The 22,264-nt window shown below is 73.0% G+C and carries 25 protein-coding genes; 14 read left to right on the top strand and 11 right to left on the bottom strand.

Annotated features, from left to right (window positions below; translation table 11 throughout):
- Window positions 1-389: 389 nt before the first annotated feature.
- Window positions 390-602 carry a hypothetical protein gene (locus ACS5PV_RS22135; protein ID WP_455397501.1) on the top strand — a complete coding sequence of 71 codons (213 nt, stop codon included), beginning with the start codon at window positions 390-392 and terminating at the stop codon, window positions 600-602.
- A 10-nt stretch (window positions 603-612) separates the two neighbouring features.
- Here the strand turns inward: ACS5PV_RS22135 and ACS5PV_RS22130 are convergent, their stop codons facing one another.
- Window positions 613-1,077, bottom strand: a complete 465-nt coding sequence (locus ACS5PV_RS22130) for a DMT family transporter (RefSeq protein WP_455397500.1) — start codon at window positions 1,075-1,077, stop codon at window positions 613-615.
- 359 nt (window positions 1,078-1,436) lie between these two features.
- On the opposite strand from ACS5PV_RS22130, the gene ACS5PV_RS22125 reads away from it, so the two are divergent.
- Window positions 1,437-1,907 (top strand): hypothetical protein, encoded by a 471-nt coding sequence (locus tag ACS5PV_RS22125; protein WP_455397499.1) that lies wholly within the window; start codon window positions 1,437-1,439, stop codon window positions 1,905-1,907.
- Between the two features lie 29 nt (window positions 1,908-1,936).
- Here ACS5PV_RS22125 and ACS5PV_RS22120 read toward each other — a convergent pair whose 3' ends face one another.
- Entirely contained in the window at window positions 1,937-2,671 is a 735-nt protein-coding gene (locus ACS5PV_RS22120) for a substrate-binding domain-containing protein (protein ID WP_455397498.1), read from the bottom strand.
- A gap of 197 nt (window positions 2,672-2,868) precedes the next feature.
- On the opposite strand from ACS5PV_RS22120, the gene ACS5PV_RS22115 reads away from it, so the two are divergent.
- The 3 genes from ACS5PV_RS22115 (at window position 2,869) to ACS5PV_RS22105 (ending at window position 6,176) form a co-directional block, all read left to right on the top strand.
- Window positions 2,869-4,155 (top strand): solute carrier family 23 protein, encoded by a 1,287-nt coding sequence (locus ACS5PV_RS22115; RefSeq protein WP_455397609.1) that lies wholly within the window; start codon window positions 2,869-2,871, stop codon window positions 4,153-4,155.
- A gap of 268 nt (window positions 4,156-4,423) precedes the next feature.
- Window positions 4,424-4,693 (top strand): hypothetical protein, encoded by a 270-nt coding sequence (locus ACS5PV_RS22110; RefSeq protein ID WP_455397497.1) that lies wholly within the window; start codon window positions 4,424-4,426, stop codon window positions 4,691-4,693.
- A gap of 133 nt (window positions 4,694-4,826) precedes the next feature.
- Entirely contained in the window at window positions 4,827-6,176 is a 1,350-nt protein-coding gene (locus tag ACS5PV_RS22105) for a leucine-rich repeat-containing protein kinase family protein (protein WP_455397496.1), read from the top strand.
- Window positions 6,177-6,192: 16 nt separating this feature from the next.
- Here ACS5PV_RS22105 and ACS5PV_RS22100 read toward each other — a convergent pair whose 3' ends face one another.
- Entirely contained in the window at window positions 6,193-7,107 is a 915-nt protein-coding gene (locus ACS5PV_RS22100; protein WP_093565260.1) for a manganese catalase family protein, read from the bottom strand.
- 247 nt (window positions 7,108-7,354) lie between these two features.
- On the opposite strand from ACS5PV_RS22100, the gene ACS5PV_RS22095 reads away from it, so the two are divergent.
- Window positions 7,355-7,819, top strand: coding sequence for a hypothetical protein (locus ACS5PV_RS22095; protein WP_455397495.1), 465 nt, complete (start codon window positions 7,355-7,357; stop codon window positions 7,817-7,819).
- 31 nt (window positions 7,820-7,850) lie between these two features.
- Here ACS5PV_RS22095 and ACS5PV_RS22090 read toward each other — a convergent pair whose 3' ends face one another.
- Entirely contained in the window at window positions 7,851-9,239 is a 1,389-nt protein-coding gene (locus ACS5PV_RS22090) for an MFS transporter (protein ID WP_455397608.1), read from the bottom strand.
- A 189-nt stretch (window positions 9,240-9,428) separates the two neighbouring features.
- On the opposite strand from ACS5PV_RS22090, the gene ACS5PV_RS22085 reads away from it, so the two are divergent.
- Both ACS5PV_RS22085 and ACS5PV_RS22080 read left to right on the top strand, forming a co-directional pair.
- Window positions 9,429-10,031: an ABC transporter ATP-binding protein gene (locus tag ACS5PV_RS22085; protein WP_455397494.1), complete on the top strand. Its 603-nt coding sequence runs from the start codon at window positions 9,429-9,431 to the stop codon at window positions 10,029-10,031.
- A complete protein-coding gene (locus ACS5PV_RS22080; RefSeq protein ID WP_455397493.1) occupies window positions 10,028-10,813 on the top strand; it encodes an ABC transporter permease in 786 nt (261 codons plus the stop codon). Before ACS5PV_RS22085 ends, ACS5PV_RS22080 begins: the two co-directional genes overlap by 4 nt.
- Before the next feature lie 14 nt (window positions 10,814-10,827).
- On the opposite strand, the gene ACS5PV_RS22075 is transcribed toward ACS5PV_RS22080, so the two are convergent.
- Complete coding sequence (locus tag ACS5PV_RS22075; RefSeq protein WP_455397492.1) at window positions 10,828-11,544, bottom strand: cell wall hydrolase; 717 nt, start codon at window positions 11,542-11,544, stop codon at window positions 10,828-10,830.
- Between the two features lie 222 nt (window positions 11,545-11,766).
- Window positions 11,767-12,090, bottom strand: coding sequence for a DUF1127 domain-containing protein (locus tag ACS5PV_RS22070; protein ID WP_455397491.1), 324 nt, complete (start codon window positions 12,088-12,090; stop codon window positions 11,767-11,769).
- A gap of 158 nt (window positions 12,091-12,248) precedes the next feature.
- On the opposite strand from ACS5PV_RS22070, the gene ACS5PV_RS22065 reads away from it, so the two are divergent.
- The 4 genes from ACS5PV_RS22065 (at window position 12,249) to ACS5PV_RS22050 (ending at window position 14,426) form a co-directional block, all read left to right on the top strand.
- Entirely contained in the window at window positions 12,249-12,986 is a 738-nt protein-coding gene (locus ACS5PV_RS22065; RefSeq protein ID WP_455397490.1) for an ArsR/SmtB family transcription factor, read from the top strand.
- A gap of 108 nt (window positions 12,987-13,094) precedes the next feature.
- Window positions 13,095-13,391, top strand: coding sequence for a hypothetical protein (locus ACS5PV_RS22060; RefSeq protein WP_455397489.1), 297 nt, complete (start codon window positions 13,095-13,097; stop codon window positions 13,389-13,391).
- Window positions 13,392-13,537: 146 nt separating this feature from the next.
- Entirely contained in the window at window positions 13,538-14,011 is a 474-nt protein-coding gene (locus ACS5PV_RS22055; RefSeq protein WP_455397488.1) for a nuclear transport factor 2 family protein, read from the top strand.
- A 106-nt stretch (window positions 14,012-14,117) separates the two neighbouring features.
- The gene (locus tag ACS5PV_RS22050) at window positions 14,118-14,426 is read left to right on the top strand and encodes a phage holin family protein (RefSeq protein ID WP_455397487.1); all 309 of its coding nucleotides are present in this window, start codon (window positions 14,118-14,120) and stop codon (window positions 14,424-14,426) included.
- On the opposite strand, the gene ACS5PV_RS22045 is transcribed toward ACS5PV_RS22050, so the two are convergent.
- The 5 genes from ACS5PV_RS22045 to ACS5PV_RS22025 form a co-directional block, all read right to left on the bottom strand.
- Window positions 14,347-14,832 carry a dienelactone hydrolase family protein gene (locus tag ACS5PV_RS22045; protein ID WP_455397607.1) on the bottom strand — a complete coding sequence of 162 codons (486 nt, stop codon included), beginning with the start codon at window positions 14,830-14,832 and terminating at the stop codon, window positions 14,347-14,349. The genes ACS5PV_RS22050 and ACS5PV_RS22045 overlap by 80 nt on opposite strands.
- Before the next feature lie 766 nt (window positions 14,833-15,598).
- Window positions 15,599-16,576 (bottom strand): phosphoribosylaminoimidazolesuccinocarboxamide synthase, encoded by a 978-nt coding sequence (locus ACS5PV_RS22040; RefSeq protein ID WP_455397486.1) that lies wholly within the window; start codon window positions 16,574-16,576, stop codon window positions 15,599-15,601.
- Between the two features lie 295 nt (window positions 16,577-16,871).
- Entirely contained in the window at window positions 16,872-19,307 is a 2,436-nt protein-coding gene (gene gyrB / locus ACS5PV_RS22035) for a DNA topoisomerase (ATP-hydrolyzing) subunit B (protein WP_455397485.1), read from the bottom strand.
- A 302-nt stretch (window positions 19,308-19,609) separates the two neighbouring features.
- Complete coding sequence (locus ACS5PV_RS22030) at window positions 19,610-20,572, bottom strand: aldo/keto reductase (protein ID WP_455397484.1); 963 nt, start codon at window positions 20,570-20,572, stop codon at window positions 19,610-19,612.
- A 10-nt stretch (window positions 20,573-20,582) separates the two neighbouring features.
- Complete coding sequence (locus tag ACS5PV_RS22025) at window positions 20,583-21,224, bottom strand: MBL fold metallo-hydrolase (protein WP_455397483.1); 642 nt, start codon at window positions 21,222-21,224, stop codon at window positions 20,583-20,585.
- A 124-nt stretch (window positions 21,225-21,348) separates the two neighbouring features.
- On the opposite strand from ACS5PV_RS22025, the gene ACS5PV_RS22020 reads away from it, so the two are divergent.
- Window positions 21,349-21,855 (top strand): hypothetical protein, encoded by a 507-nt coding sequence (locus ACS5PV_RS22020; protein WP_455397482.1) that lies wholly within the window; start codon window positions 21,349-21,351, stop codon window positions 21,853-21,855.
- The gene (locus tag ACS5PV_RS22015; protein WP_455397481.1) at window positions 21,852-22,142 is read left to right on the top strand and encodes a hypothetical protein; all 291 of its coding nucleotides are present in this window, start codon (window positions 21,852-21,854) and stop codon (window positions 22,140-22,142) included. Before ACS5PV_RS22020 ends, ACS5PV_RS22015 begins: the two co-directional genes overlap by 4 nt.
- Window positions 22,143-22,264: the final 122 nt, after the last annotated feature.

The raw sequence follows: 22,264 nt of genomic DNA, 5'->3' as shown, positions 1-22,264 counted from the left end.
GCGCGCCGGCTCGTGGTGCCCGGCAGGGACACTCGGCGGGGATACCCGGCTTGTGGCAAAGAAATGCGGCGAGAACAAAGGGTTCTCGCGCGCAGGGGCTGTGCGTTCCGGGGGCGGCCGTGGTCCCGGGCCCCGCCGCGGGAAGAAGCGCCCCGAAAAGCGCGTGCCGGCCCTTGACGCGGCGGGGGTTCGCACGCATGTGGCCCTGGTTCGTGCGCGATCGATTCGTCGGCCGCGTCCGGCATCACCGGAATCCTTCATCCCCCATGCCCAGCGACAGTAGTCGACGGACCGCGCCGCCTCGGTGCCGCCTCGCGTGACCCGCGCCTGATCGCTGATCGGGCTCGCCCGCGACCGGCGCCGATGCGGCCGGTCGAACGAGGTGAGCCATGACCCTGATGACGACGGGCGCCCGCTCCGGCGCCGCCGCCACCCCCCGCCGCGACCGCAGCGTCGTGACCGTGCTTCTTCTGATGCTGGCCCTGGTCTTCGGACCCGCCATCGGCCTCCACGTGGCCGTCAACCTGCTCGGCGCCGGGCCGGCGCCGGACGGCCTCGTCTCGGCCGTCTCCGCCGAGGCGCCCCGGGGCGGGCGGGGCTGACGCCGAGCGTTCAAGCCCCCCGCCCCCGCAGGATCAGGACCGCGCCCGCCAGCAGCAGCGCGGCCCCGATCCAGGTCTCGGGACCGAGAGGGGTTTGCGGGCCGAGGCCGCCCTTGCGGCCGGTCAGGCCCATCGCGTCGCCGGCGATCCCCGCCGCGAGCTGGCCCGCCACCACCATCGCCACCGTGACGGTCGCGCCCTGCTGGCGGTAGCCGTAGAGGCTCGCGGCCACGACCAGCGTGCCGAGCAAGCCCGGCACCAGGAACCACGGCTCCGCCCGCTCCGCCAGGCGCAGCGGGAAGGCCGGGCCGCTGCGCCAGGCCTCGATCAGGCCGAGCAGCGACAGCCCGACCAGCGAGTTGCACAGCAGCGCCCCGGTCAGGCCGGTGCCGCGCGCCACGATCGCCCCCATCACGGCGTTCTGGACCACCAGGGCCGCCCCCGCGACGAGGCAGAGCAGGGCCGCGCCGATCATCGGGCGGGACCCACGAGGCGGGAGAGGGTGAGGCGTGGTGGCATGGCGCGGCTCCGGTCGGGCCGCGATCATCTCCTATGATAGACGATTGTCAAATATGAGAAAAGACCTCGCTCGGCGTCGGACGAGCGGTCCGCACCGTCGCGGCCGGAATCCCGCGCCCGTCGGGCGTGACCGAAGGGGCAAGATGCCGCGGACCTGCGGATACCGGGTCGATCCTCCCCGCGCCCACCGGACCCCTCGGCAGGCCCCCGGGCGGACGGGGCGCGGGGAGGATCTGCAAGGCAGGTCTTGAACCGCCCGTGACCGCCCGCCATCTCCCGGTTGCGCCTGCGGTTGGGCGCTCTTCGGAGAAGATCATGCCGCACCACGACACCACGGCCCTCTCGGGCACGATCCAGCACGTCTTCGCGCACCGCTTCACCCTGGAGGCGGACGGCGCGGTCCACCTCGCCGATCTCGGGCCCAAGGGGGCGGAGGCGTTTCCCCTCGCCGCCGGCCTGCGCGTGACCCTCGAGGGCGAGCGCCGCCCGTCGGAGATCAAGGTCGCGCGGATCTCCGCCCCGGGCCGTGCGCCGGTGGAGATCCACCACAAGAAGCCGCATCACCCGGGCAAATCCGACGCAGCCGTCGATCCCGCCGCCGCCCTCGCCGCCGTGACGGCGGCGGGCTGGACGCCGACGGGCGAGCCGCGGCGCAAGCCGAAGCACGTCGAGGTGCTGGCGCGCCGGGGCGACGGCGCCTGGACCGAGCTCCACGTCGACGCTACCGGCAAGATCTACAAGGAGAAGGCGCCCGACGCCGACAAGTGGGGCGGCGCCCTCGCCTGACAAATGGGGGCTGCGCGTCGCGCGGCCCCCTACTTCGTCCCGACCGGCTCCATGCCGGTCCGCCTGATCGCCTCCGCGGCGCGATCTGAGGCGAGGTGGGCGATCAGCCGCTTCGCCGGCTCGAGGGCCTTCGCCCCTGCGACGATCGCCGCCGTGAAGGTCTGGACGAGCTGGACCTCGTCGGGCAGCGCGCCCACCACCTCGATCCCCGGCACGTCGACGAGTTCGCTCACCGGCCCGAGGGCGAGGTCGGCCTCGCCCGCCGCGAGGGCGGCGGCGGATTCGGTGCCGCGCGAGAACACCCGCTTGCGCACGATCCCGGCGACGCCGAGCCGCGGCAGCACAACGTCCTGGATGAACAGCCCGCTGGTGCTGCCCGGCATCACGACGAGGCGGGCGGCCGCCAGGGCGCGGGCGAGCGCCGCGGGGGTGGCGATGTCCGGGTGCGGTGTGCCTGCCCGCACCGCGGCGGCGAGCGGCGCGGTGGCGAGTGCGACGGCCGAGCCCTCGACGATCCGGCCCTCCGTCGCCAGCTCGTGCAGCCCCTCGTTCGAGAGGATCACCACGTCGACTTGAGGCCGGGATCCTTGGGCGCCGTGCGCGAGCTGGTGCCGGATGGTGCGCGGCCCCTGCCCCTGCGACGCGCCGGACAGGGTCCGGACCTTCAGGCCCGTCGCGCGCTCGAAGTCCGGCCGCACCGCCTCGTAGGCGAGCGCGAAGCCGCCCGAGATCATCACGGTGAGATCGCTGGCGGGCGGGGTCATGCGGGCAGGGTCATGCGGGCAGGGTCATGCGGGCAGGGTCATGCGGGCGGGGTCATGGCGGCGGCCGGTGCGCGGGATCGCGCCGGATCCTCGCGCAGGACGCTGCGCACGCGCAAGCCACCCGCCTCTTCCCGGACCCGCGAAATCCTCTAAGGCCTCACGGACAAGCAACCAGGGGGGACGACATGGAACCGGAGATGCGGGAACAGGAGCGCGGCTTTCCGCGCTGGCGGCTCGCCCGGGGGCCGGTGGTGCTGCCGGACGAGCGCCCGCCGCTCGGCCAGGTGGTGGTGCTGGCGCTCCAGCACGTCGTGGCGATGTTCGGCTCGACGGCGTTGGCCCCGCTGCTGATGGGCTTCGATCCCAACCTCGCGATCCTGTTCTCCGGCATCGCCACGCTGCTGTTCTTCGTCGTGGTCGGGGGTCGGGTGCCGAGCTATCTCGGCTCCAGCTTCGCCTTCATCGCGGTGGTGATCGCGGCGACCGGCTACAGCGGCAGCGGACCCAACCCGAACCTCGCGGTGGCGCTCGGCGGCATCATCGCGGCCGGGGCGGTCTACGCGCTGATCGGGATCGCGGTGATGCGGGCGGGCGATGCCTGGATCGGCCGGCTGATGCCGCCAGCGGTGACCGGCGCGATCGTCGGGGCGATCGCCCTCAACCTCGCGCCGATCGGCGTGAAGGGCATCTCGGGCTCGGGCGTCGATGTCGGGGTCGGGCTGTTCACGATCCTGGCGGTCGGCCTGTCCGCCTCGTACCTGCCGGGCGCGGCACGGCGCCTGCCGCTCCTCATCGGGGCGGTGGCCGCCACCCTGCTCTACGGCGTGCTGGCGAACGGGCTCGGTCTGGCCAAGCCCCTCGACCTCGGGCGGATCGCGCAGGCGCCGTGGTTCGGCTGGCCGCACGTCGCGACGCCGGTCTTCGAGGCCTCCGCGATCTGGCTCATCGCCCCGGTCGCCCTGGTCCTGGTCGCGGAGAATCTCGGCCACGTGAAGGCGATCGGCGCGATGACCGCGCGCAACCTCGATCCGTGGCTCGGTCGCGCCTTCCTCGGCGACGGGCTCGCCACGATGCTGTCGGGGTTCTTCGGCGGCACCGGCGTGACGACCTACGCCGAGAACATGGGGGTGATGGCGGTGACCCGGATCTACTCGACCCTGGTCTTCGCCGTCGCCGGCCTCGTGGCGATCCTGTTCGGGTTGTCGCCGAAATTCGGCGCCGCGATCCTGGTGATCCCCGGCCCGGTGATCGGCGGGCTGTCGGTGGTGGTGTTCGGGCTGATCGCCGCCGCGGCGGGGCGGATCTTCGTCGAGAACCGGGTCGACTTCTCCCGCACCCGGGTGCTGCTCACCGTCGGCACCGCGCTGGTGCTCGGCGCCGGCGACTTCACGGTCGGCCTCGGCAGCTTCAAGCTCGGTGGGATCGGCACCGCCACGGCGGCCGCGATCCTGCTCTACCACCTGCTGCGCGACGATCCGGCGTGACCCGGGCCGCGAGGCCCCGACACCGCGGGTTGGAGCCGATCGAGCCCGCATCCCGGGCGGAGGGACAAGGCCGAGGGCGACCGGCCGTCTCGGCCGCGTCCTCGCGCAGCAGCGCCGGACCGCGACGCTGCCCGCTCTGCGCCGACACGCCTTGCTCGCCGGCGCTCCCGCTGCCCGGCGCCGAAAGGCCGCGCCCCGGGCGTCGGAACCTCGGCCGGCCATTCCCGGTTCCGCTTCATCTCATCCCTGAACCCCCAGGAGGCCTTCCATGCGCGCTCTCACGGTCCGGGCGACCGTCGCGGCGGCCCTCGTCCTCGGCACGGCGGGCGCGGTGCTCGCCCAGAACAACGATTCCGGCAGCGGGCTCTCGCCCTACGCGGCCCTGCGCGGCAACGACCGCTCGGCCGGCGTCAACAACGGCAATTACCGGCAGCCGCGCTACGACCCCTACCTGCGCACCTACGGCCGTCCGCCGGTCGGCTACGAGTACGGCTACCGCCAGGCGCCGCCGCCGGCCTATTACGGCACCCCGTACTGACGCCGCCTGCGGCCCCTTGATCCGGCCGCGTTTCCCGGCGACCACCGCCCGGCGGCCCCGACGCGCCGCCGGGAGACCACGATGCCGAGACTCTGCCGCACCGATCCGGGCTCGCGCCCATGAGCCCGCACCCATGAGCCTGCCGCCCGCGACCGCGGCGTGCCTTGCGGCCCTGCGCCGGGGCGACCTTGCCGGGGCCCGGGAGCTGCGGCTCCCCGGCGGGCCGGAGGGGCGCCTCTCCGAGATGCCGCCCGAGATCCTCGGTCTCGCCGACACGCTCGAACTGCTCGATCTCGGCCAGAACGACCTCACCACCCTGCCCGCCGATCTCGGTCGGCTGCACAAGCTGCGCGTGCTGTTCTGCTCCGGCAACCGCTTCGACCGGCTGCCGCCGGTGCTGGGCGACTGCGCCGCCCTGAGCCAGATCGGGTTTCGCGGCTCCGGCATCGCCGAGGTGCCGGCCGAGTCGCTGCCCCCGGCCCTGCGCTGGCTCACCCTCACCGACAACCGCATCGCCGCCCTGCCCGAGGCGCTCGGCGCCCGGCCGCGCCTGCAGAAGCTGATGCTGGCGGGCAACCGCCTGCGCGCACTGCCGGAGAGCTTGAGGTGCGCGCACAACCTCGAGCTCCTGCGCATCGCCGCCAACCGGTTCGAGGCGCTGCCCGCCGGCCTGAAGACCCTGCCGCGGCTCGCCTGGCTGTCCTGGGCCGGCAACCCGTTCGAGGATCGTGCGGCGCCTGCCCCCACGGCTGCGGCGCCGGTCGCCTGGCGCGACCTCGCGCTCGGGCCGCTCCTCGGCGAGGGCGCGTCGGGCCGGGTGATGCGGGCGGCGTGGCGGCCGGACGGCGAGGGCGAGGCGCGGCCGGTCGCCCTCAAGCTGTTCAAGGGCGCGATGACCAGCGACGGCCTGCCCGAGCGCGAGATGGCGGCCTGCCTGGCGGCGGGCATGCACCCGCACCTCACCGGCAGCCTCGGGCGCCTCGTCGATCATCCGGACGGGGTGGACGGCCTGCTGATGCCGCTCCTGCCGGAGGGCTGGCGGGTGCTCGCCGGGCCGCCGAGCCTGGAGAGCTGCAGCCGCGACGTCTACGATCCGGCCCTCCGCCTGACGGCTCCGGCGGCCCTGCGCCTTGCCCGCGGGATCGCCTCGGGCGCCGTCCACCTCCACGCCCGCGGCTTCGGCCACGGCGACCTCTACGCCCACAACGTCCTGTGGGACGGGGCGCACGGCGAGGCGGTGCTGAGCGATCTCGGCGCGGCCTCCGCGCTGCCGCCGGGCCCGGACGGGGCGTTCCTGCAACGGCTCGACGTGCGGGCCTTCGGGCTGCTCCTCGAAGAGCTGCGGGCGCTCGCCCCCCTCGCCTCCCCGGCCTTCGACGCCCTGGTGCGGGCCTGTACCGGGCCCGACCCGGCGGCGCGCCCGGACATGGCCGAGGTGCTGGACGCCCTCGACGCAGTCATCAAGGATTCGGGGCCGGCCTGACCGGCCCCGTCCATGCTCAGCGGCTCTTCTTGTAGAGCTTGCTCGCGATCTCGAAGATCTCTTCCGGCTTGTAGTTCGGCGCGAAGGCGCCGTAATTGCCGTCGAGTTCCGGGATCTTGCCGCCCTCAGGCGCGCCGTCGACCACTTCGAGATTGCCCGGCGGGTCGCCCGGCAGCGCCACCTCGTCGTTCGACCACACGCCGGCCGCTTCCGCGTAGTCCGGCGAGTTGAAGCGGTAGAGCCGGCGGTGGCTGCCCTCCTGGAGGTACTTCTGGCACTCGGGGATGCGGTCGAGGTTGATGTTGGGCGTCGGAAGCATCTGCTCGATCGCCACGCCCGTGAGCTTCTTCAGCGCCAGGGCGTAGGCGTGGGCGTGCACCGAGCCGCGCACCAGCAGGTAGCCGCAGACCTCGCGCCCGGTCGGGTCCTTCAGGGTCTCGTAGACGCGCAGCTTGTGGATGCGCGCGCCGCATTCGAGGTGGAAGTTGTGCAGGAGGTCGATGATGATGTTCCCGGTCGTGGTGACCATGTCCATGTTCCACGACGCGGCGTTCGAGTTCATCGGCATCGCGCCGCCGCCGTTGCTGAGGAAGCTGCCGGCGAGGCGCACGTCCTGCATGTCGTGGAACGGGGCCTTCGACACGTCGACGTCCGGCGTCGGGTCGCCGGGGCCGTTGTTGAGCATCGACACGCCTGTCGAGACCAGCTCGACGTGGCCGAGCTCCTCCATGAAGATACTCGAGACCAGGCTGTAGAACGGCCGCAGCTTCGACTTGTCGCGAAAATTGAAGCTCTGGAACATGTAGTTGCCGAGCGTCGACATCTCGCCGTACTTGCCCCCGAGCAGCTCCTGCAGGGCCGCGGCGGCATTCGGGTCGGGCCTCTTGGGCTGGGGCAGCTCGGCCTGCAGCCGGTCGATCCTCATGAACATGGCACGGCACCTTCCTTGGCGGGATACTCCCCCGGTCCACCCGGGATAGTCCCGGGGGGCATCGGTTTGATCCATGTTGGGTTCCCGCTCCCCGGGCCGTTCGTGCGCATCGGTCGCAGGGGCGGGCGAGGACGGTGGCGCATCCGTGCCGCAGGCGCCCGGGGAGTGTGGGAAGCTGCGCCATGGCCCTTGACCGCGGCCGGCCGGCGGGCGCCCCTAGAGAATCGCCGCCCGCCTCCCGGATCCCATGGCCACCCCGTTCGACACCGGCACCATCCTGAGCCTGCTGCGCCGCGCGACCGAGACGGTGCGCGCCTCCACCGCCCGCGCCGCCGCGGCCGAGGCCCGGGCCGACCGGCTCAGCCGCGAGGTCGGCACCCTGCTGGAACGGGTCGAGGAGGCGTTGCAGGCCGCCGCGGACGAGGCGGCCGAGGCCCGGCAGGCCGCCGCCGAGGCCGAGAAGGCGGCGGCCGAGGCGCAGGGCCAGGCCGGCGCTGCCGAGGCCCGGCTGTCGGCCGAGCGGGCCCGCTCGCGCCGGCTGGAGGAACGCCTGGCCGAGGTGATGGCCGATGCTGCCGCCGCCCGCGAGGCCATGGCCGCCGCCGAGGCCGGCCGCGAGGCGGCGGACCTGCGCCTCGCCCGCATCCGCGCGGCCCTCGTCGAGGAAGCGGTCCTGCCGCCCGAGGCCGAGCGGACGGCGGCCCTGCACTGACGACGCCGAGCCCGGGCCGGCGGCGATCCCGTCAGGCCTTCGACAGCGGATCGGCGATGCTCTCCAGCGACTTTCCTTCCGCGTCGATCCCGAGCTTCCACTCCGTCACCGCGGCGATCACGAGCAGCAGGGCCGCGCCGGCATAGCCCCCGGCGAGCGCCCAGTGCTGGCCGGATTCGATCAGGTGGGTGAACAGCCACGGCGCCATCACGCCGCCGGCGCCGGTGCCGAGCGCGTAGAACACCGCGATGGCGAGCGCCCGGGTCTCGAGCGGGAAGATCTCGCTCGCCGTGAGATAGGCCGAGCTCGCGGCCGCGGAGGCGACGAAGAAGATCGCGATCCACGCGAAGGTCTGGGTCCAGGCGGTGAACAGGTCGAGGCCGAACACGATTGCGGTCGCGAGCAGCAAAAGCCCACTCAACGCGAAGGTGCCGGCGATCATCCGGCGCCGGCCGATCGTGTCGAAGAAGTGGCCGAGCAGCACCGGCCCCAAAAAGTTGCCGATGGCGAGCGGCACCAGGAACACGCCGGCGCGGTTCTCCGGCACGCCGTAGAACTTCGCCAGCACCAGCCCGTAGGTGAAGAACACCGCGTTGAACAGGAAGGCCTGGGCGATCATCAGCACCAGCGCCAGGATGCTGCGGCCGCGGTGCTTGTGCACCATCGACGAGAAGATCTCGCCGAACCCGAAGCTCTTCTTCGGGTGGACCTCGAGGATGCCTTCGGCCTTCGGGAGCTTCTGGCCCGTCTCGGCCTCGACCTTGCGCTCGATCTCCGCCACCGTGCGCTCGGCCTCCTCCTCGCGGCCGTGGGTGACGAGCCAGCGCGGGCTCTCGGGCACGTGGCGGCGCAGGAACAGGATGCCGAGGCCGAGCACGCCGCCGATGCCGAAGCCGAGGCGCCAGCCGAAATCCGGGTCGAGGAGGTTGGGATCGAGCAGCAGCAGCGAGGCGCCCGCACCCGCCGCGGCGCCGACCCAGAAGCTGCCGTTGACGATGAGGTCGACCCGGCCGCGGTACTTCGCCGGGATCAGCTCGTCGATCGCCGAGTTGATTGCCGCGTACTCGCCGCCGATGCCGAGCCCGGTGACGAGGCGAAACAGCGCGAAGCTCCAGAAATCCCAGGCGAGTGCGCTGGCGATGACGCCGCCGACATAGATGAACAGCGTGGCGTAGAAGACGAGGCGCCGCCCGAACCGGTCGGTGAGCCAGCCGAAGACCAGGGCGCCGACGACCGCGCCGACGACGTAGAACGAGGCCGCCGCGCCGATCTGCTGGATGGTGAGGCCGAGCGCCCGCTTGTCCTGGAGCACCGGGCCGATCGCCCCGACGATCGTGACCTCGAGCCCGTCGAGCACCCAGGTGATGCCGAGCGCGACGACGAGGAGCAGGTGGAAGCGGCTCCAGGGCAGCCGGTCCATCCGGGCCGGCACGTCGCTGCGCACCACGCCCGTGCCGGCGCTTCGCGCCGTTCCCGCTGCTGCTGCCAAATCTCCTGCAGCCACGTCCTACCCTCCCGATTCGTCCGTGGCACACTCAAACCGCAGCGGGGCCGTTGCGTTCCGCAGCCCTCTCCCGCACACCGGAGGGGATCCGCTCACCTGCCGCCCATGCTCCGCATCGAGTCCCTCCGCCGCGACCGTTTCGGGCCCTTCGACCTCGTGCTGGATGCCGGCGAGGCCTGCGCGGTCACGGGCCCGTCGGGGGCGGGCAAGAGCGTGCTCCTGCGCATGATCGCCGATCTCGACCCGTCCGAGGGCCGGGTCAGCCTCGACGGGATCGACCGGGAGGTGATCGCGGCGCCGCTGTGGCGCCGGCAGGTCACCTACCTCGCCGCCGAGCCCGGCTGGTGGGCCGAGACTGTGGCCGAGCACTTCCGCGCCGACGCCCCCTCCCGCCTCGACCCGGAGCGGGCGGCCCTGCGCCTGCCGCCGGAGGTGTTCGGCTGGCCGGTGGCGCGGCTCTCCACCGGCGAGCGCCAGCGCCTCGCCCTGCTGCGGGCGCTCGCCGGCCAGCCCCGCGTGCTGCTCCTCGACGAGCCGACCGCCTCCCTCGATCCCGAGAGCGTGCGGGGCGCCGAGGCGGTGATCGAAGGCCGCCGCGCCGCCGGCCTGATCGTCGTCCTCGTCTCGCACGATCCCGCCCAGGTGGCGCGGCTCGCCACCCGCCGGCTCGCGGTGGCGGGCGGGCGCCCACTGATCGAACCGGCGTGATTCCGTCGCCCGGCCCCCTCGACCTCGCCCTCGCGGCGGGCTTCGTCCTCGTCAATGCCGGGCTGTCGGCGGCTTTGGGCTTGGGCCTCGCCCGCACGATCCTGGTCGCGGCCTGCCGGCTGGTGGCGCAGCTCACCCTGGTCGGGCTGGTCCTGCGCACGGTGTTCGGGCTCGGAGCGCCGGGGCCGGTGGTCGGGGTGGTCGCCGTGATGGCGCTCGCCGCCGCCTACGAGATCGGCGCGAGGCAGGAGCGGCCGCTGCGGGGAGCGTGGCGCTACGCGCTCGGCGGGGCCGTCACGGCGGGGGCGATGGTGGTCGCCGTCGCGGTCGGCCTCGCGGCGTTGCGCCCGCAGCCCTGGTGGGATCCGCACGCGCTGATCCCGCTGTCCGGGATCGTGCTCGGCTCGGTGATGAGCGGGATCGCGATCGGGCTCAACGGCTTCACCGGCGCCGTGCGGCGCGAGCGGGCGGGAATCGAGGCGCGGCTGGCGCTCGGCGCCACGAGGGACGAGGCGCTGGCGCCGCTCACCCGCAGCGCGATCCGGGCCGGGCTGATCCCGGTGCTCAACCAGATGGCGGCGGCGGGGCTGATCACGCTGCCGGGCATGATGACCGGCCAGATCCTCGCCGGGCAGGACCCGCAAGGGGCGGCCGCGTCGCAGATCTTGATCCTGTTCCTGCTGGCGGGCGCGAGCGGCCTCGGGGTGACGGGGGCGGTGCTGGCCGCCGCGCGCCGGCTCACCGACGCGCGCCACCGCCTGCGGCTCGACCGGCTGGCGTGAGCCCCCGGGCGGGATCAGCTCGGGCTGCGGCCGGTCTCGGCGGCGGCGACGCGGCAGATGTTGTGGGCCGGCCCGAGCTCGGCGAGCGGGGTCTGGGGGGTAGCGCGCGCGACCCGGACCGGGTGCGAGGTCCAGCGGGCGCTGCCGGCCGATCCGGACTGGGCTTGAGCGAGCTGGGTCGCGGCGGACGGGACCCGGCGCGGGGTCGCGCCCTCGCGGTCGTACCACGGGCGCTTCTCGTAGAAGGCGTTGCCGCCGGCGAGCGCCACGTAGTGCATGTTGCGGTAGGAGAAGGTGTAGCCGGCGGTGTGGAAGAACATCGCGCCGCCGACCTTCTCGTGGCGCTCGCCGGCGAGGATCGCGTCGGCGATCCGCTCGGCCTTGTCGCGTTCCTTGTCGCGCATCGGCTTGTGCAGCACGCCGGCGGCGAACTGGCGCTTCTGGCCGACGACGCCGCAGATCGAGTTCGGGTAGGCCGGCGCCTCGAGCCGGTTCATCACCACGGTGCCGACCGCGAGCAGGCCCTCCTCGCTCGAGCGGTTGGACTCGAAGTACATCGCGCGGGCGAGGCAGTCCCGGTCGGCGCTGGTGACGGCGGCGAGGTGCTTGCGGTCCGGAAGGCTTCCCGTCGTGTCGACCCCGGCCGGCATCAGGCTGCAGGCGCCGAGCTGCGGCGCCGTGGCGAGAACCGCCAGGGCGGCGGTGATGGGGAAAGTCCGGTTCCGCGTCATGCAGGCCCCTCTCGTGCATTGCCGGGCACGGCCGTTATGGCCGCGCTCCAGGTCAAGCTTGGGGCGGAATGTGGCGAAGGCGGGGCGCGGATACGGTTCGTAAACCAATCCTCGCCGCTGCCAGTCAGATACAACCGACGTGATGCAAACGGGAAACACCGCCGGCTCACCATCGCGACGACGCCCCACGGGCCCCGGAACGGCGGCGCGATCACGGCCCGATCATGGCCAGTCGAGGGCAGCGCGGCCGTGTGGCGACGACGCCACGGACCCGCCTGCGTGCCGGTTCCGGCAGTCCTGCGGCACTCTCGCGAGATGTGCCCCCGCGCCCGGATCGGCCGGGGACAGGGGCACGAAGTCGAGGCCGGCGGGCGAGACCTCGCGGCGCAGGCCCATGTCGCGCAGCAACCTGTCGTCGAGGCTGGACAACTGCGTGCGGTCGCGGCGCTGACGCAGGTGTCGCGACAGGCCGCCCTCCCCGGGCGGGCCGCTCCCGGGGGTGTTCGAGCGGCGGAGGGCGAGGAGGCGGCGAATCAGCGGCGGCATGGCGGGCGGTTCCCCGGTTGCGACGGGACGATCCTCGCCCGCCCGCCGGGGGCGGTGCTTCGGTGCCGGCCGAAGCGGCGGGCGACATGATTCGGTCGTGGCCGAAGCGTCGCGTCCCGCTCTGCTCTACAAGGGGGAGCCCGCCCGAGGAGCCCACCATGGTGACCGTCTCCGCCCTCGCCCGCACCGCCGCCCTGGTGGGGGATCCGGCCCGCGCCGGCATGCTGGCGCTGCTGATGGACGGCCGGGCGCTGACCGCGGCGGAACTCGCCCGCGCCGCCGGCGTGACGCCGCAGACCGCGAGCGGCCACCTCGCGCAGCTCGCCGAGGCCGGCCTGCTGACGGTCGCCCGCCAGGGCCGCCACCGCTACCACCGCCTCGCATCCCCGGCGGTGGCGCGGATGCTGGAGGGCGTGATGGCGGTGGCGGCCGGCGCGGCGCCGGTCCCCACCCGGCCGGCTGCCCGTTCTCCCGGTCCCCGGGACGCCGCCCTGCGCGAGGCCCGGACCTGCTACGACCACCTCGCCGGCCGCCTCGCCGTCGCGATGGCGGATGCCCTCGTGGCGCGCGGCGCGGTCGAGCTCGGGGAGGATGGCGGCGCCCTCACGACGGCGGGCGAGGTCTTCCTGCACGGCCTCGGGGTCGATCTCGCCGCGGCCTCCGAGACGAACCGCTCTCGCCGCCGGGTGTTCTGCCGCCCCTGCCTCGACTGGAGCGAGCGCCGGCCCCACATCGCCGGCGCCCTCGGCGCGGCCCTGCTCGCGACCTGCCTCGACCGGGGCTGGGTGCGCCGGCGCGAGGGCAGCCGGGCCGTCGCGGTGACGCCCGCCGGGGTCACCGCCCTCGGCCGGGCCTTCGGCTACGAACGGGCCTGCGGCTGCGGCGACGCGGCCTGACCCGTCGCGCCGCCGACGGCACAGCCCTTCCGGCAACGCAATCCCCGCCCTCGCGAACCGGGAGGCCAGGCTTGGTGTTGACCCTCCGGAAAGAGCCGGAGAGGACGAATGTCGATGCCGTTGACCCGCACCGTCGCCGTGGCGGCCACCTTGGCGGCGGGCGTCGTGCTGCTGACGCCCGTCGGGCCGGCGAGCGCCCAGGGAACCGAGCGCCAGCGCCTGGCCTGCATGACGGACGCCATGACGCTGTGCGCGAACGACGTGCCCAACACGCGGCGGATCGAGGCTTGCCTGCGCCGGAACTATGCCAGCATCAGTGCGCCCTGCCAGGGCGAGCTCGACGCGGCGCGTGCCGCTGGCGGCGGTTCCAACGCCACCGGGGGGACGGTGCCGTACCAGCGCTGACCGGCGTCTGCCTGTGCTTGCGGGCGAATCCCGCTCCTCAGTATGGACCGTCCCGGTGGCGAGGGCCCGATCAGCGGGCTAAGCTCGGGCTGCGCGGCGGCGGCGGGATCAACCCGCAAGGCCGACCGTGCCACGGGAGGACGCTCATGGTGGAGACGGAGAACTGCTCGCGGCGGGTGCTGCTCGCCGGACTGACCGCGGGCCTGGCGATGCCGGCGCTGGCGGCCGGACCGGCCCGGGCCGCGGATGACGGCGAGGCGGTGGGCCGCCAGCTCGAGGCCCTGCGGGTCGCGATCGTGGACGGCGACGCCAAGGCGCTCGACGCCCTCACCCATCCGCAGATGAGCTACGGCCATTCCAGCGGCCGCAAGATCGAGACCAAGCCCCAGTTCATCGCCAGCCTCGCCGGCAAGACCAACTACAAGTCGCTGACCTTCTCGGAGCAGTGGATCCAGGTCGTCGGCGACACCGCCACGGTCCGCCACGTCTGGGACGGCGCCGACATCCTCCCCAACGGCGAGACCGGCCGCTCCTACATCGCGGTGATGCAGGTCTGGCTCAAGGAGGGGGGCCAGTGGCGGCTGCTCGCCCGCCAGAGCTGCCCGCTCAAGCCCGCCTGATCGCCGGGAGATCCGGAACGACGGCCAAGCTCGGGCGTTTCCGCTCGCCGCACCGATATCCGGTCGCGGCGGAGCGGGAGCGTGGGCGGTGCGGTCCGACCGGCAGGTGAGCACGATCAGGCTGGTGGTCGAGGCCGTCCGCCTCGCCAGCACCCTGGCCGTCAAGGAGATCACGCTCTTCTCCGACGAGGTCGACCGGATCGCCCGGGTCGTCTCGGGCTGGACCCTGTGGGGCGGCACGATCCTGCTCTTCGCCTGCGTCAGCGGCTTCTTGCTGCTGATGGCCCTGGTGAAGGGCCTGGGCGCCCTGATCGGCTCGGAGGCGGTCGCCGCGGTCATCGGTGCGGCGCCCTTCGCGCTGGCGGCGATCCTGCTGACGTGGTGGGGCCTGCGGAAGATGGACCTGCGGCGCTGAAGCTATCGCACGGCGAGGAAGGCCGGGACGCGCGCCAGCGCGTCGGCCCGCGCCGCCCGGTCCCCGCATGGGCCACGCCGTCCCGGTTGACCGTGTAGGCGAGCCCGCGCCGCTCGCGCACGGCCGGGCCGGGCGCGTCGAAATCGTGGTAGGCGCCCGGATAGACCGTGATCTCGACCGGCTCGCCCCGGCCGCGGGCGTCCTCCGCCAGGGCGCGGCAGGGCTCGGCGCCGGTCCAGTCGTCGGCGTCGCCGACCAGGACGGGCAGCGGCGTGCGGGTGCGCCAGCCCTGCTCCAGGGCGGCACGGCAGCCCGGATAGAACGCGACCGCGCGGGCGAAGGGCACGTGCCGGCCGGCCCGGACCGCCGCCAGGACCGCCGAGCCGCCGTTGGACCAGCCGAGCAGCGAGACCGCGTCCGGCCGCAGGTCGGGCCGGCCGCGCAGCCAGTCGCCGGCGGCCTCGGCATACGCCGCGCTCGCGGCCGGGGCGGATCTCGCGCTGGGAGACCCGACATTGCGGGCTTAAGGCCGCGCGAGCCGAAGCTGTCGGGAAGCACCACCAGGAATCCTCGCGCGGCCAGGCGCTCGCCCCAGTCAGCGTGCCGCGGAGTGAGCGCGCCGGCCCGATCGTACAGGCCGCCGCAGCCGTGCAGCGCGACGACGGCCGGGAACGGACCCAGGCCGGCGGGGCGGTAGCGCCGGCCCTGCAACGTGAGCCCGCCCAGGCCCGGGAAGGTGACGGCGGCGGGCTCCGCCTGCGCGGCCGTCAGCGCGGCGAGGCAGGCCGCGGCGGCGGTGATAGTGCGTGCTGCGCGGGTGCGGCGTCGAGTATCGGCCATCCGTCCTCCAGAGGCGCGCGACCGCGGCCATGCGCAACGAGCATGGCCGTTGCGCAACGCGGTCGATTGCCTTGTGCAACGCAGCATGAGAAAACGTTTTCGCACCGCAGCGATGGCGTCGCGGCGGTGCAGCCCTCTTTGGGCGTTTCCTCCCTAGACTTCGGGCCGCCTCGCAAGGGCGGCCTTTTTTCTGTCCGGCCGGGGGCATACCGGACCGGACCGCGCCCGACAAGCACGATCGTGCATGGCGGGCGGGAGGTGGCACGATCCTGCATGCGGTGGTCGCGCCGGGCAGGACCGATGTTCCCCGGGTCGGGTGCCGGCGGGTGGCGCTACTGCGCCAGGAACGCCGCGATGTTGCGGCGGATGCGTTCGAGCGGCGGCTCGCTCGTGTCCGGCAGGGCGAAGCGCTCGCCGGTGATGGTCTCGAAGGCGCTGACATAGGTGGCGGCGGTCTGCAGCACCACCTCGGGTGGGATCGCTGGCACCGGATCGCGGTAGGGGTCGCAGCGGGCCGCGACCCAGTTGCGGACCACATCCTTGTCGAAGCTGTCGGGCAGGGTGCCGGCGGAGAGGCGCTCGGGATAGCTCTTCGCGAACCAGTAGCGGCTGCTGTCGGGGGTATGGATCTCGTCGGCGAGCACGATCCGCCCCTCGGCGTCGGTGCCGAACTCGTACTTGGTGTCGGCGAGGATCAGGCCGCGTTCGGCCGCGAGCGTCTGGCCGCGGGCGAACAACGCGAGCGCCGCCTCCGACAGGGTGCGCCACTGCGCCTCGCTCAGGAGCCCCCGCTCCAGGATCTCGGCAGCCGAAAGCGGCGCGTCGTGGTCGCCGTGGCCGGCCTTGGTGGTGGGGGTGATGATCGGCTGCGGCAGCGGCTCGTGCGGGCGCATCCCGTCCGGCAGCCGGTGGCCGTACATCTCGCGCTGACCGGCCTTGTAGAGGGTCAGGATCGAGGTGCCGGTGCTGCCGGCGAGGTAGCCGCGCACCACGATCTCGACCGGCAGGATCGCGAGCCGGCGGCCCACCACCACGTTCGGGTCGGGATAGGCGAGGACGTGGTTGTCGCAGATATCGCGCGTCTTCTCGAACCAGTAGCGCGCGGTCTGGGTCAGCACCTGGCCCTTGAGCGGGATCGCCGCCAACTCGCGGTCGAAGGCGCTCAGGCGGTCGCTGGTGATCAGGATGCGCCGGCCGTCCGGCAGATCGTAATTGTCCCGCACCTTGCCGCGGTAGTGACCCGGCAAGTCCGGCAGGGTCGCCTCCGGAAGGACGTAGTCGGAAAAGCGCGCGAGTTCGGCCGCCTGCATGATCACACTCCGCGTTCGCGCCCCGGGACCCGCGCGCTCTGCGGCCTTTGCCTATCGCCGGTTCCGGTCCGCGATCAAGCGGCGCGCGCGGGGGGCGCCACTCTTCCACCCACGACCTCATCTCGAGGGCTTGCTGAGTTGGCCGACCGATGTGCGACCCTCCACGACATCCTGGGTCCCGCTGCGCGACCCCGGGATGACGTCAAGGGTTGCAGCTTGGTAGCCGCAACCCTTGCAGTCTCCCAGGAAGAAGCCGCGAGCAGACAATATGTAGAGGACTGAACCGGAGCTGCCCTCACACGTCCAGGTTGGCCACGTTGAGCGCGTTCTCCTGGATGAACTCCCGGCGCGGCTCGACCACGTCGCCCATCAGCTTGACGAACAGGTCGTCGGCGTCGGTCGTGTCCTTGATCTTAACCTGGAGGAGCGAGCGCACGTCGCGGTCGAGGGTGGTCTCCCAGAGCTGCTGGGCGGTCATCTCGCCGAGGCCCTTGTAGCGCTGGAGCTGCAGGCCCTTGCGGCCGAGCGCCATCATGCCCTCGAACAGGGCCACCGGGCCGTAGAGCGAGGTCTGGTCGCCCCGGCGCACCAGGGTGACGGGGGCGCCGTAGATCTCGCTCAGGGTCTCGGCCCGCTCGTCGAGGCGGCGCGCCTCCTGCGAGGAGATCAGCGCCTCGTCGAGCACCGCGACCTGGCGCACGCCGCGTAAGGTTCGCGACAGCACGTAGCCGCCGTCCCGCGCCTCGCCCTCCCAGCCCTGCTCGATCTCGTCGGCGATGGCGTTGAGGCGCCGGGCGATCTCGTCGGCCACCACCTCGGCCTCGGCCGGGTTGCCGGCGACCGAGGGGCGAAGCGCGCCCGCGATCGCCGCCTGCTCGACCACGACGCGGTCGTAGCGCGAGTGCATCCCGTGCAGCACCTGGCGCACGCCTCTGGCCTCGTCGACGAGCGCCTTGAGCTGGGCGCCGCCGAACTCCGTGCCGGTGGCGAGCTTGAGCACCGCCCCGTCGACGCCGCCGTCGATCAGGTAATCCTCGAGCGCCCGGTCGTCCTTGAGGTAGATCGCGGTCTTGCCCTTCTGGGCTTTGTAGAGCGGCGGCTGGGCGATGTAGAGGTGGCCGCGCTCGATCAGCTCCGGCATCTGGCGGAAGAAGAACGTCAGCAGCAAGGTGCGGATGTGCGAGCCGTCGACGTCCGCATCCGTCATGATGATGATGCGGTGGTAGCGCAGCTTGTCGGGGTTGAAGGCGTGGGTGCCGTCCCGGCCGATCCCGGTGCCCAGCGCGGTGATCAGCGTGCCGATCTCCTGGCTCGACAGCATCTTGTCGAGCCGCGCCCGCTCGACGTTGAGGATCTTGCCGCGCAGCGGCAGAACAGCTTGAAACGTTCTGTCGCGGCCCTGCTTGGCCGAGCCGCCGGCCGAGTCGCCCTCGACCAGCAGGATCTCGCACTTCGAGGGGTCGCGCTCCTGGCAGTCGGCGAGCTTGCCGGGCAGCGAGGCGATGTCGAGGGCCCCTTTACGGGTGGTGAGGTCGCGCGCCTTGCGCGCCGCCTCGCGGGCGGCCGCCGCGAGCGCCACCTTCGCGGCGATGACGCGGGCCTCGTTCGGATGCTCCTCGAGCCAGGTGCCGAGGGTGGCGTTCATCACGCCCTCGACTGCCGGCCGCACCTCGGAGGAGACGAGCTTGTCCTTGGTCTGCGAGGAGAATTTCGGGTCCGGCACCTTGACCGAGACCACCGCGGTCAGCCCCTCGCGGCAATCCTCGCCGGTGAGCGCGACCTTCTCCTTCTTGGTCACCCCGCTCGCCTCGGCGTAGCCGGTGATCTGGCGGGTCAGCGCGGCGCGGAACCCGGCCAGATGCGTGCCGCCGTCGCGCTGCGGGATGTTGTTGGTGAAGCACAGCACGTTCTCGTGGAACGTGTCGTTCCACCACAGCGCGACCTCGACGCCGATGCCGTCGCGCTCCTGGCGCAGCACGATCGGCGCCTCGATCTGCGCCTCCTTCGCCCGGTCGAGATAGCGCACGAAGGCCTCGACCCCGCCCTCGTAGACGAGCTCGTCGCGCTTGTGCTCGGCGTGGCGGGCGTCGGTCAGGACGATGCGCACGCCGGAATTGAGGAAGGCGAGCTCGCGCAGGCGCTTCTCCAGCGTCGCGTAGTCGAACTCGACCATCGTGAAGGTGTCGGGCGAGGGCAGGAACGTCACCTCGGTGCCGCGCCGGTCGCCCGCCGGGCCGACGACGGCGAGCGGCGCCACCGCGTCGCCGTGGCGGAACTCCATCGCGTGCTCGTGGCCGGCGCGCCAGATGCGCAGGCGCAGCCAGGTCGAGAGGGCGTTGACCACCGAGACGCCGACGCCGTGCAGGCCGCCCGAGACCTTGTAGGAGTTCTGGTCGAACTTACCGCCGGCGTGGAGCTGGGTCATGATGACCTCGGCCGCCGAGACGCCCTCCTCGGAGTGGATGTCGGTCGGGATGCCGCGGCCGTTGTCGGAGACGGTGCAGGAGCCGTCCGCGTTGAGGGTGACGGTGACGAGGGTCGCGTGGCCGGCCAGCGCCTCGTCGATGGCGTTGTCGACGACCTCGTACACCATGTGGTGCAGGCCCGAGCCGTCGTCGGTGTCGCCGATATACATGCCCGGCCGCTTGCGCACCGCGTCGAGGCCCTTGAGGACCTTGATCGAGTCGGCGCCGTAGGTGTCGGGGTTCAGATCGCGGGCGGGTTCGGCCATGTCGGTTCCTGGTGCGGGCGGGCGCGCGTCGCGGCGGAAGCGCGGCCGGCGCCGGCGCCGGTCTCGCGACCCGGCGCCGTCTGGTTCTCGTCGTGTCTCAAGGGGTCCGGGCCGTGGCGGCCGCGGTCCGGTACCTGCCTGATGTAAGCATTCCGCCTTGAAATTGCATCGGTTTTCGGCGCCGCAAGCAGCACTTTTCGGGGTCCGCCGGGGATGGGCCGGGAGCCCTGTCCACCCCCGGCGGAGGATAGCCGAGGTTACGTTTCGCCGCACCCCCGTTAAGGATCCGCCAACGCGCGCCGTCAGCCCTTGAGCGAGCCCCGGCTCGCCTCTTCCAGCCGGGCCGCGGCCGCCGGGTCGAGGGCGAGGCGCACGCCGCCCAGCACCTCGTCGAGCTGCGCCACCGAGGTGGCGCTGGCGATCGGCGCGGTGAGGCCGGGCCGCGCCACGAGCCAGGCGATGGCGACCTGGGCCGGCGTGGCGCCGTGCTCGCGGGCGACCGCGTCGAGGAGGTCGAGGAAGGCGAAGCCCCGCGGGTTGAGGTAGGCCGAGACCCGGGCCTCCCGGGCGCGGCCGGCGGCGGCGCCGGGCTGGCGGTACTTGCCGGTCAGGAAGCCTGCCGCGAGGGAGAAGTAGGAGATCACGCCGATCCCCTCCTCCCGGCACAGGGGCTCGAGCTCGGCTTCGTAATCCTCGCGGTCGGCCAGGCTGTAGCCCGGTTGCAGGCACTCGTAGCGGGGAAGATTCTCGCGCGTCGCCACGGCAAAAGCCTCGCGCAGGCGAGCGGCCGAATAGTTCGAGGCGCCGATCGCCCGCACCTTGCCGGCGCGGATCAGCCGGTCGTAGGCCGACAGCGTCTCTTCCAGCGGCGTCTCGGCGTCGTCGGCGTGGGACTGGTAGAGGTCGATCCGGTCGGTCTGGAGGCGGCGCAGCGACTCCTCCGCCGCCCGCTCGATGTACGCCGCCCTCAATCCTTTGCGGCCCTCGCCCATGTCCATGCCGACCTTGGTGGCGATGGTCATCCGGTCCCGGGTGCCGCGGGCCTTGAGCCAGCGGCCGATCACGGCCTCCGACTCGCCGCCCTGGTGGCCCGGGGCCCAGCGCGAATAGACGTCGGCGGTGTCGATGAAGGTGAAGCCGGTCTCCAGCAGCCGGTCGAGGAGCGCGAACGAGGTCGCCTCGTCGGCGGTCCAGCCGAAGACGTTGCCGCCGAAGCAGAACGGCGGGACCGAGAGGCCGGAGCGGCCGAGGGGACGAAAGTCCATGGTGAAGCTCCTACTGAAGGAACATGTTCGACAGCCGCTCCTGGCCGATCGTGCCGGTCGGGCCGTGGCCGGGGATGAAGGCGACGTCGTCGCCGAGCGGCAGGAGCTTGGTCTTGATCGAGGCGATCAGCGCCTCGTGGTTGCCTCCCGGCAGGTCGGTGCGGCCGACCGAGCCGCGAAACAGCACGTCGCCGACCTGCGCGAAGCGCGCGTCCCGGCTCACCAGCACGACGCTGCCCGGGGAGTGGCCGGGGCAGTGCAGCACGTCGAAGGTCAGCTCGCCGACCGTCACCGTATCGCCCTCGTTGAGCCAGCGGTCGGGGGTGATCACCTTGGCGCCGCCGATGCCGTAGGCCGCCCCGGTCTCGGGCAGGCTGTCGAGGAGCGGCTTGTCGGCGACGTGCGGGCCCTCGACCGGCACGCCCAGCGCGTCGCGCAGGTCGGCGGCCCCGCCGGCGTGGTCGATGTGGCCGTGGGTGAGCAGGATCTTCTCGACGCTCACGCCGGCCTTGGCGATCGCCGCCCGGATCCGGTCGAGGTCGCCGCCCGGATCGATCACGGCGGCCCGCTTCGTCGCCTCGCACCACAGGAGGGTGCAGTTCTGCTGGAACGGCGTGACCGGGATGATCGCGGCGCGGGGCGTGCTCGGCATGGCGGGCCTTGGATGGGATGACGGTCGGCTCCTTGTAGCGTGGATGCGGGCGGTGCGGCACCCCGGGGCCCTCTCGCCGCTGGGGCCGCGAATCGCTATATCCGGGTGGTTCGGGGATCATGCCGTGACCATCGCCCTCATCGACGCTCTGGCCCATCACGTGCGCTGGCAACCGGCCGCGCTGGACGCGGCGTCGGACGAGGACGACGTCGTCGCGCAGGCCGATGCGGTGACGGCGCGCTGGATTGAGGAGGGCGACGGGCTGCGCCGGCAGGCGTGGCGCCTGCACGAGCGGCTGGGGCCGCAGCCCGATCAGGTCGCGTCCCTCACGGGCCTGATCGACCAGGCCGACGCACAGGTGGATGCCTTCGCCCGACGCTATCGGAGCCTGGAGGGACGGCTCGAGGGCATGATGCAGCGTTCGCTGACCGGCCCGGCGGAGGCGCAGGCCTATGCGGCGGAGATCCGCGACGGCCTCTTGCGCGCGATGGCGCGCTACGGCCTGGCGAGGGCGGATTTCGTTCTGTTCCTCAAGGCATTACGAGACGCGAACCGGGCTCCGGGACCGTTGAGCCCGACCTTCGACGATGGCGATGACCTGATAGCCCATCTGCGCGCCGCCCTCGCGTGACCGCGCGGGTCCAGTACGCCCCGTCGCTGGTCGAGGCGCTCAAGGCGCTCAGCGAGGGACGGCGAGAGGCGGTCATGGCGCGCCTCGCCTGGTTCGTCCGGGCGCCGGGCGATCCGGATTTGCGCCTGCGCCCGTTGCGCTGTGCACCGGGATACTTCCTGATCGACTCCGTGCGGTACGATCGCATCATCCTCCACCGCGAAGCGGACGGCTCGTACACGGCCGTCGATTGCGGCGGGCACCACATCATCGGAGACTGGGAGGCGCGGGGCGGGCGGCCACCGTAATACGGAGGCCCCCGCCCGGTTGCCCGCCCCGGTCCGCGCCGGCGGGCCTCGGCGCGGCTCCCGTCGCGCGATCGTGCGCGCCGCCCCCTTGGCGGGCGGGCCGGGCCGGCGCTACCCTCGGA

Source organism: Methylobacterium sp. Gmos1 (genome assembly GCF_053764715.1).
Note: the sequence above shows the minus strand (reverse complement) of the source record. Positions and strands in the feature narration are given on the sequence as shown.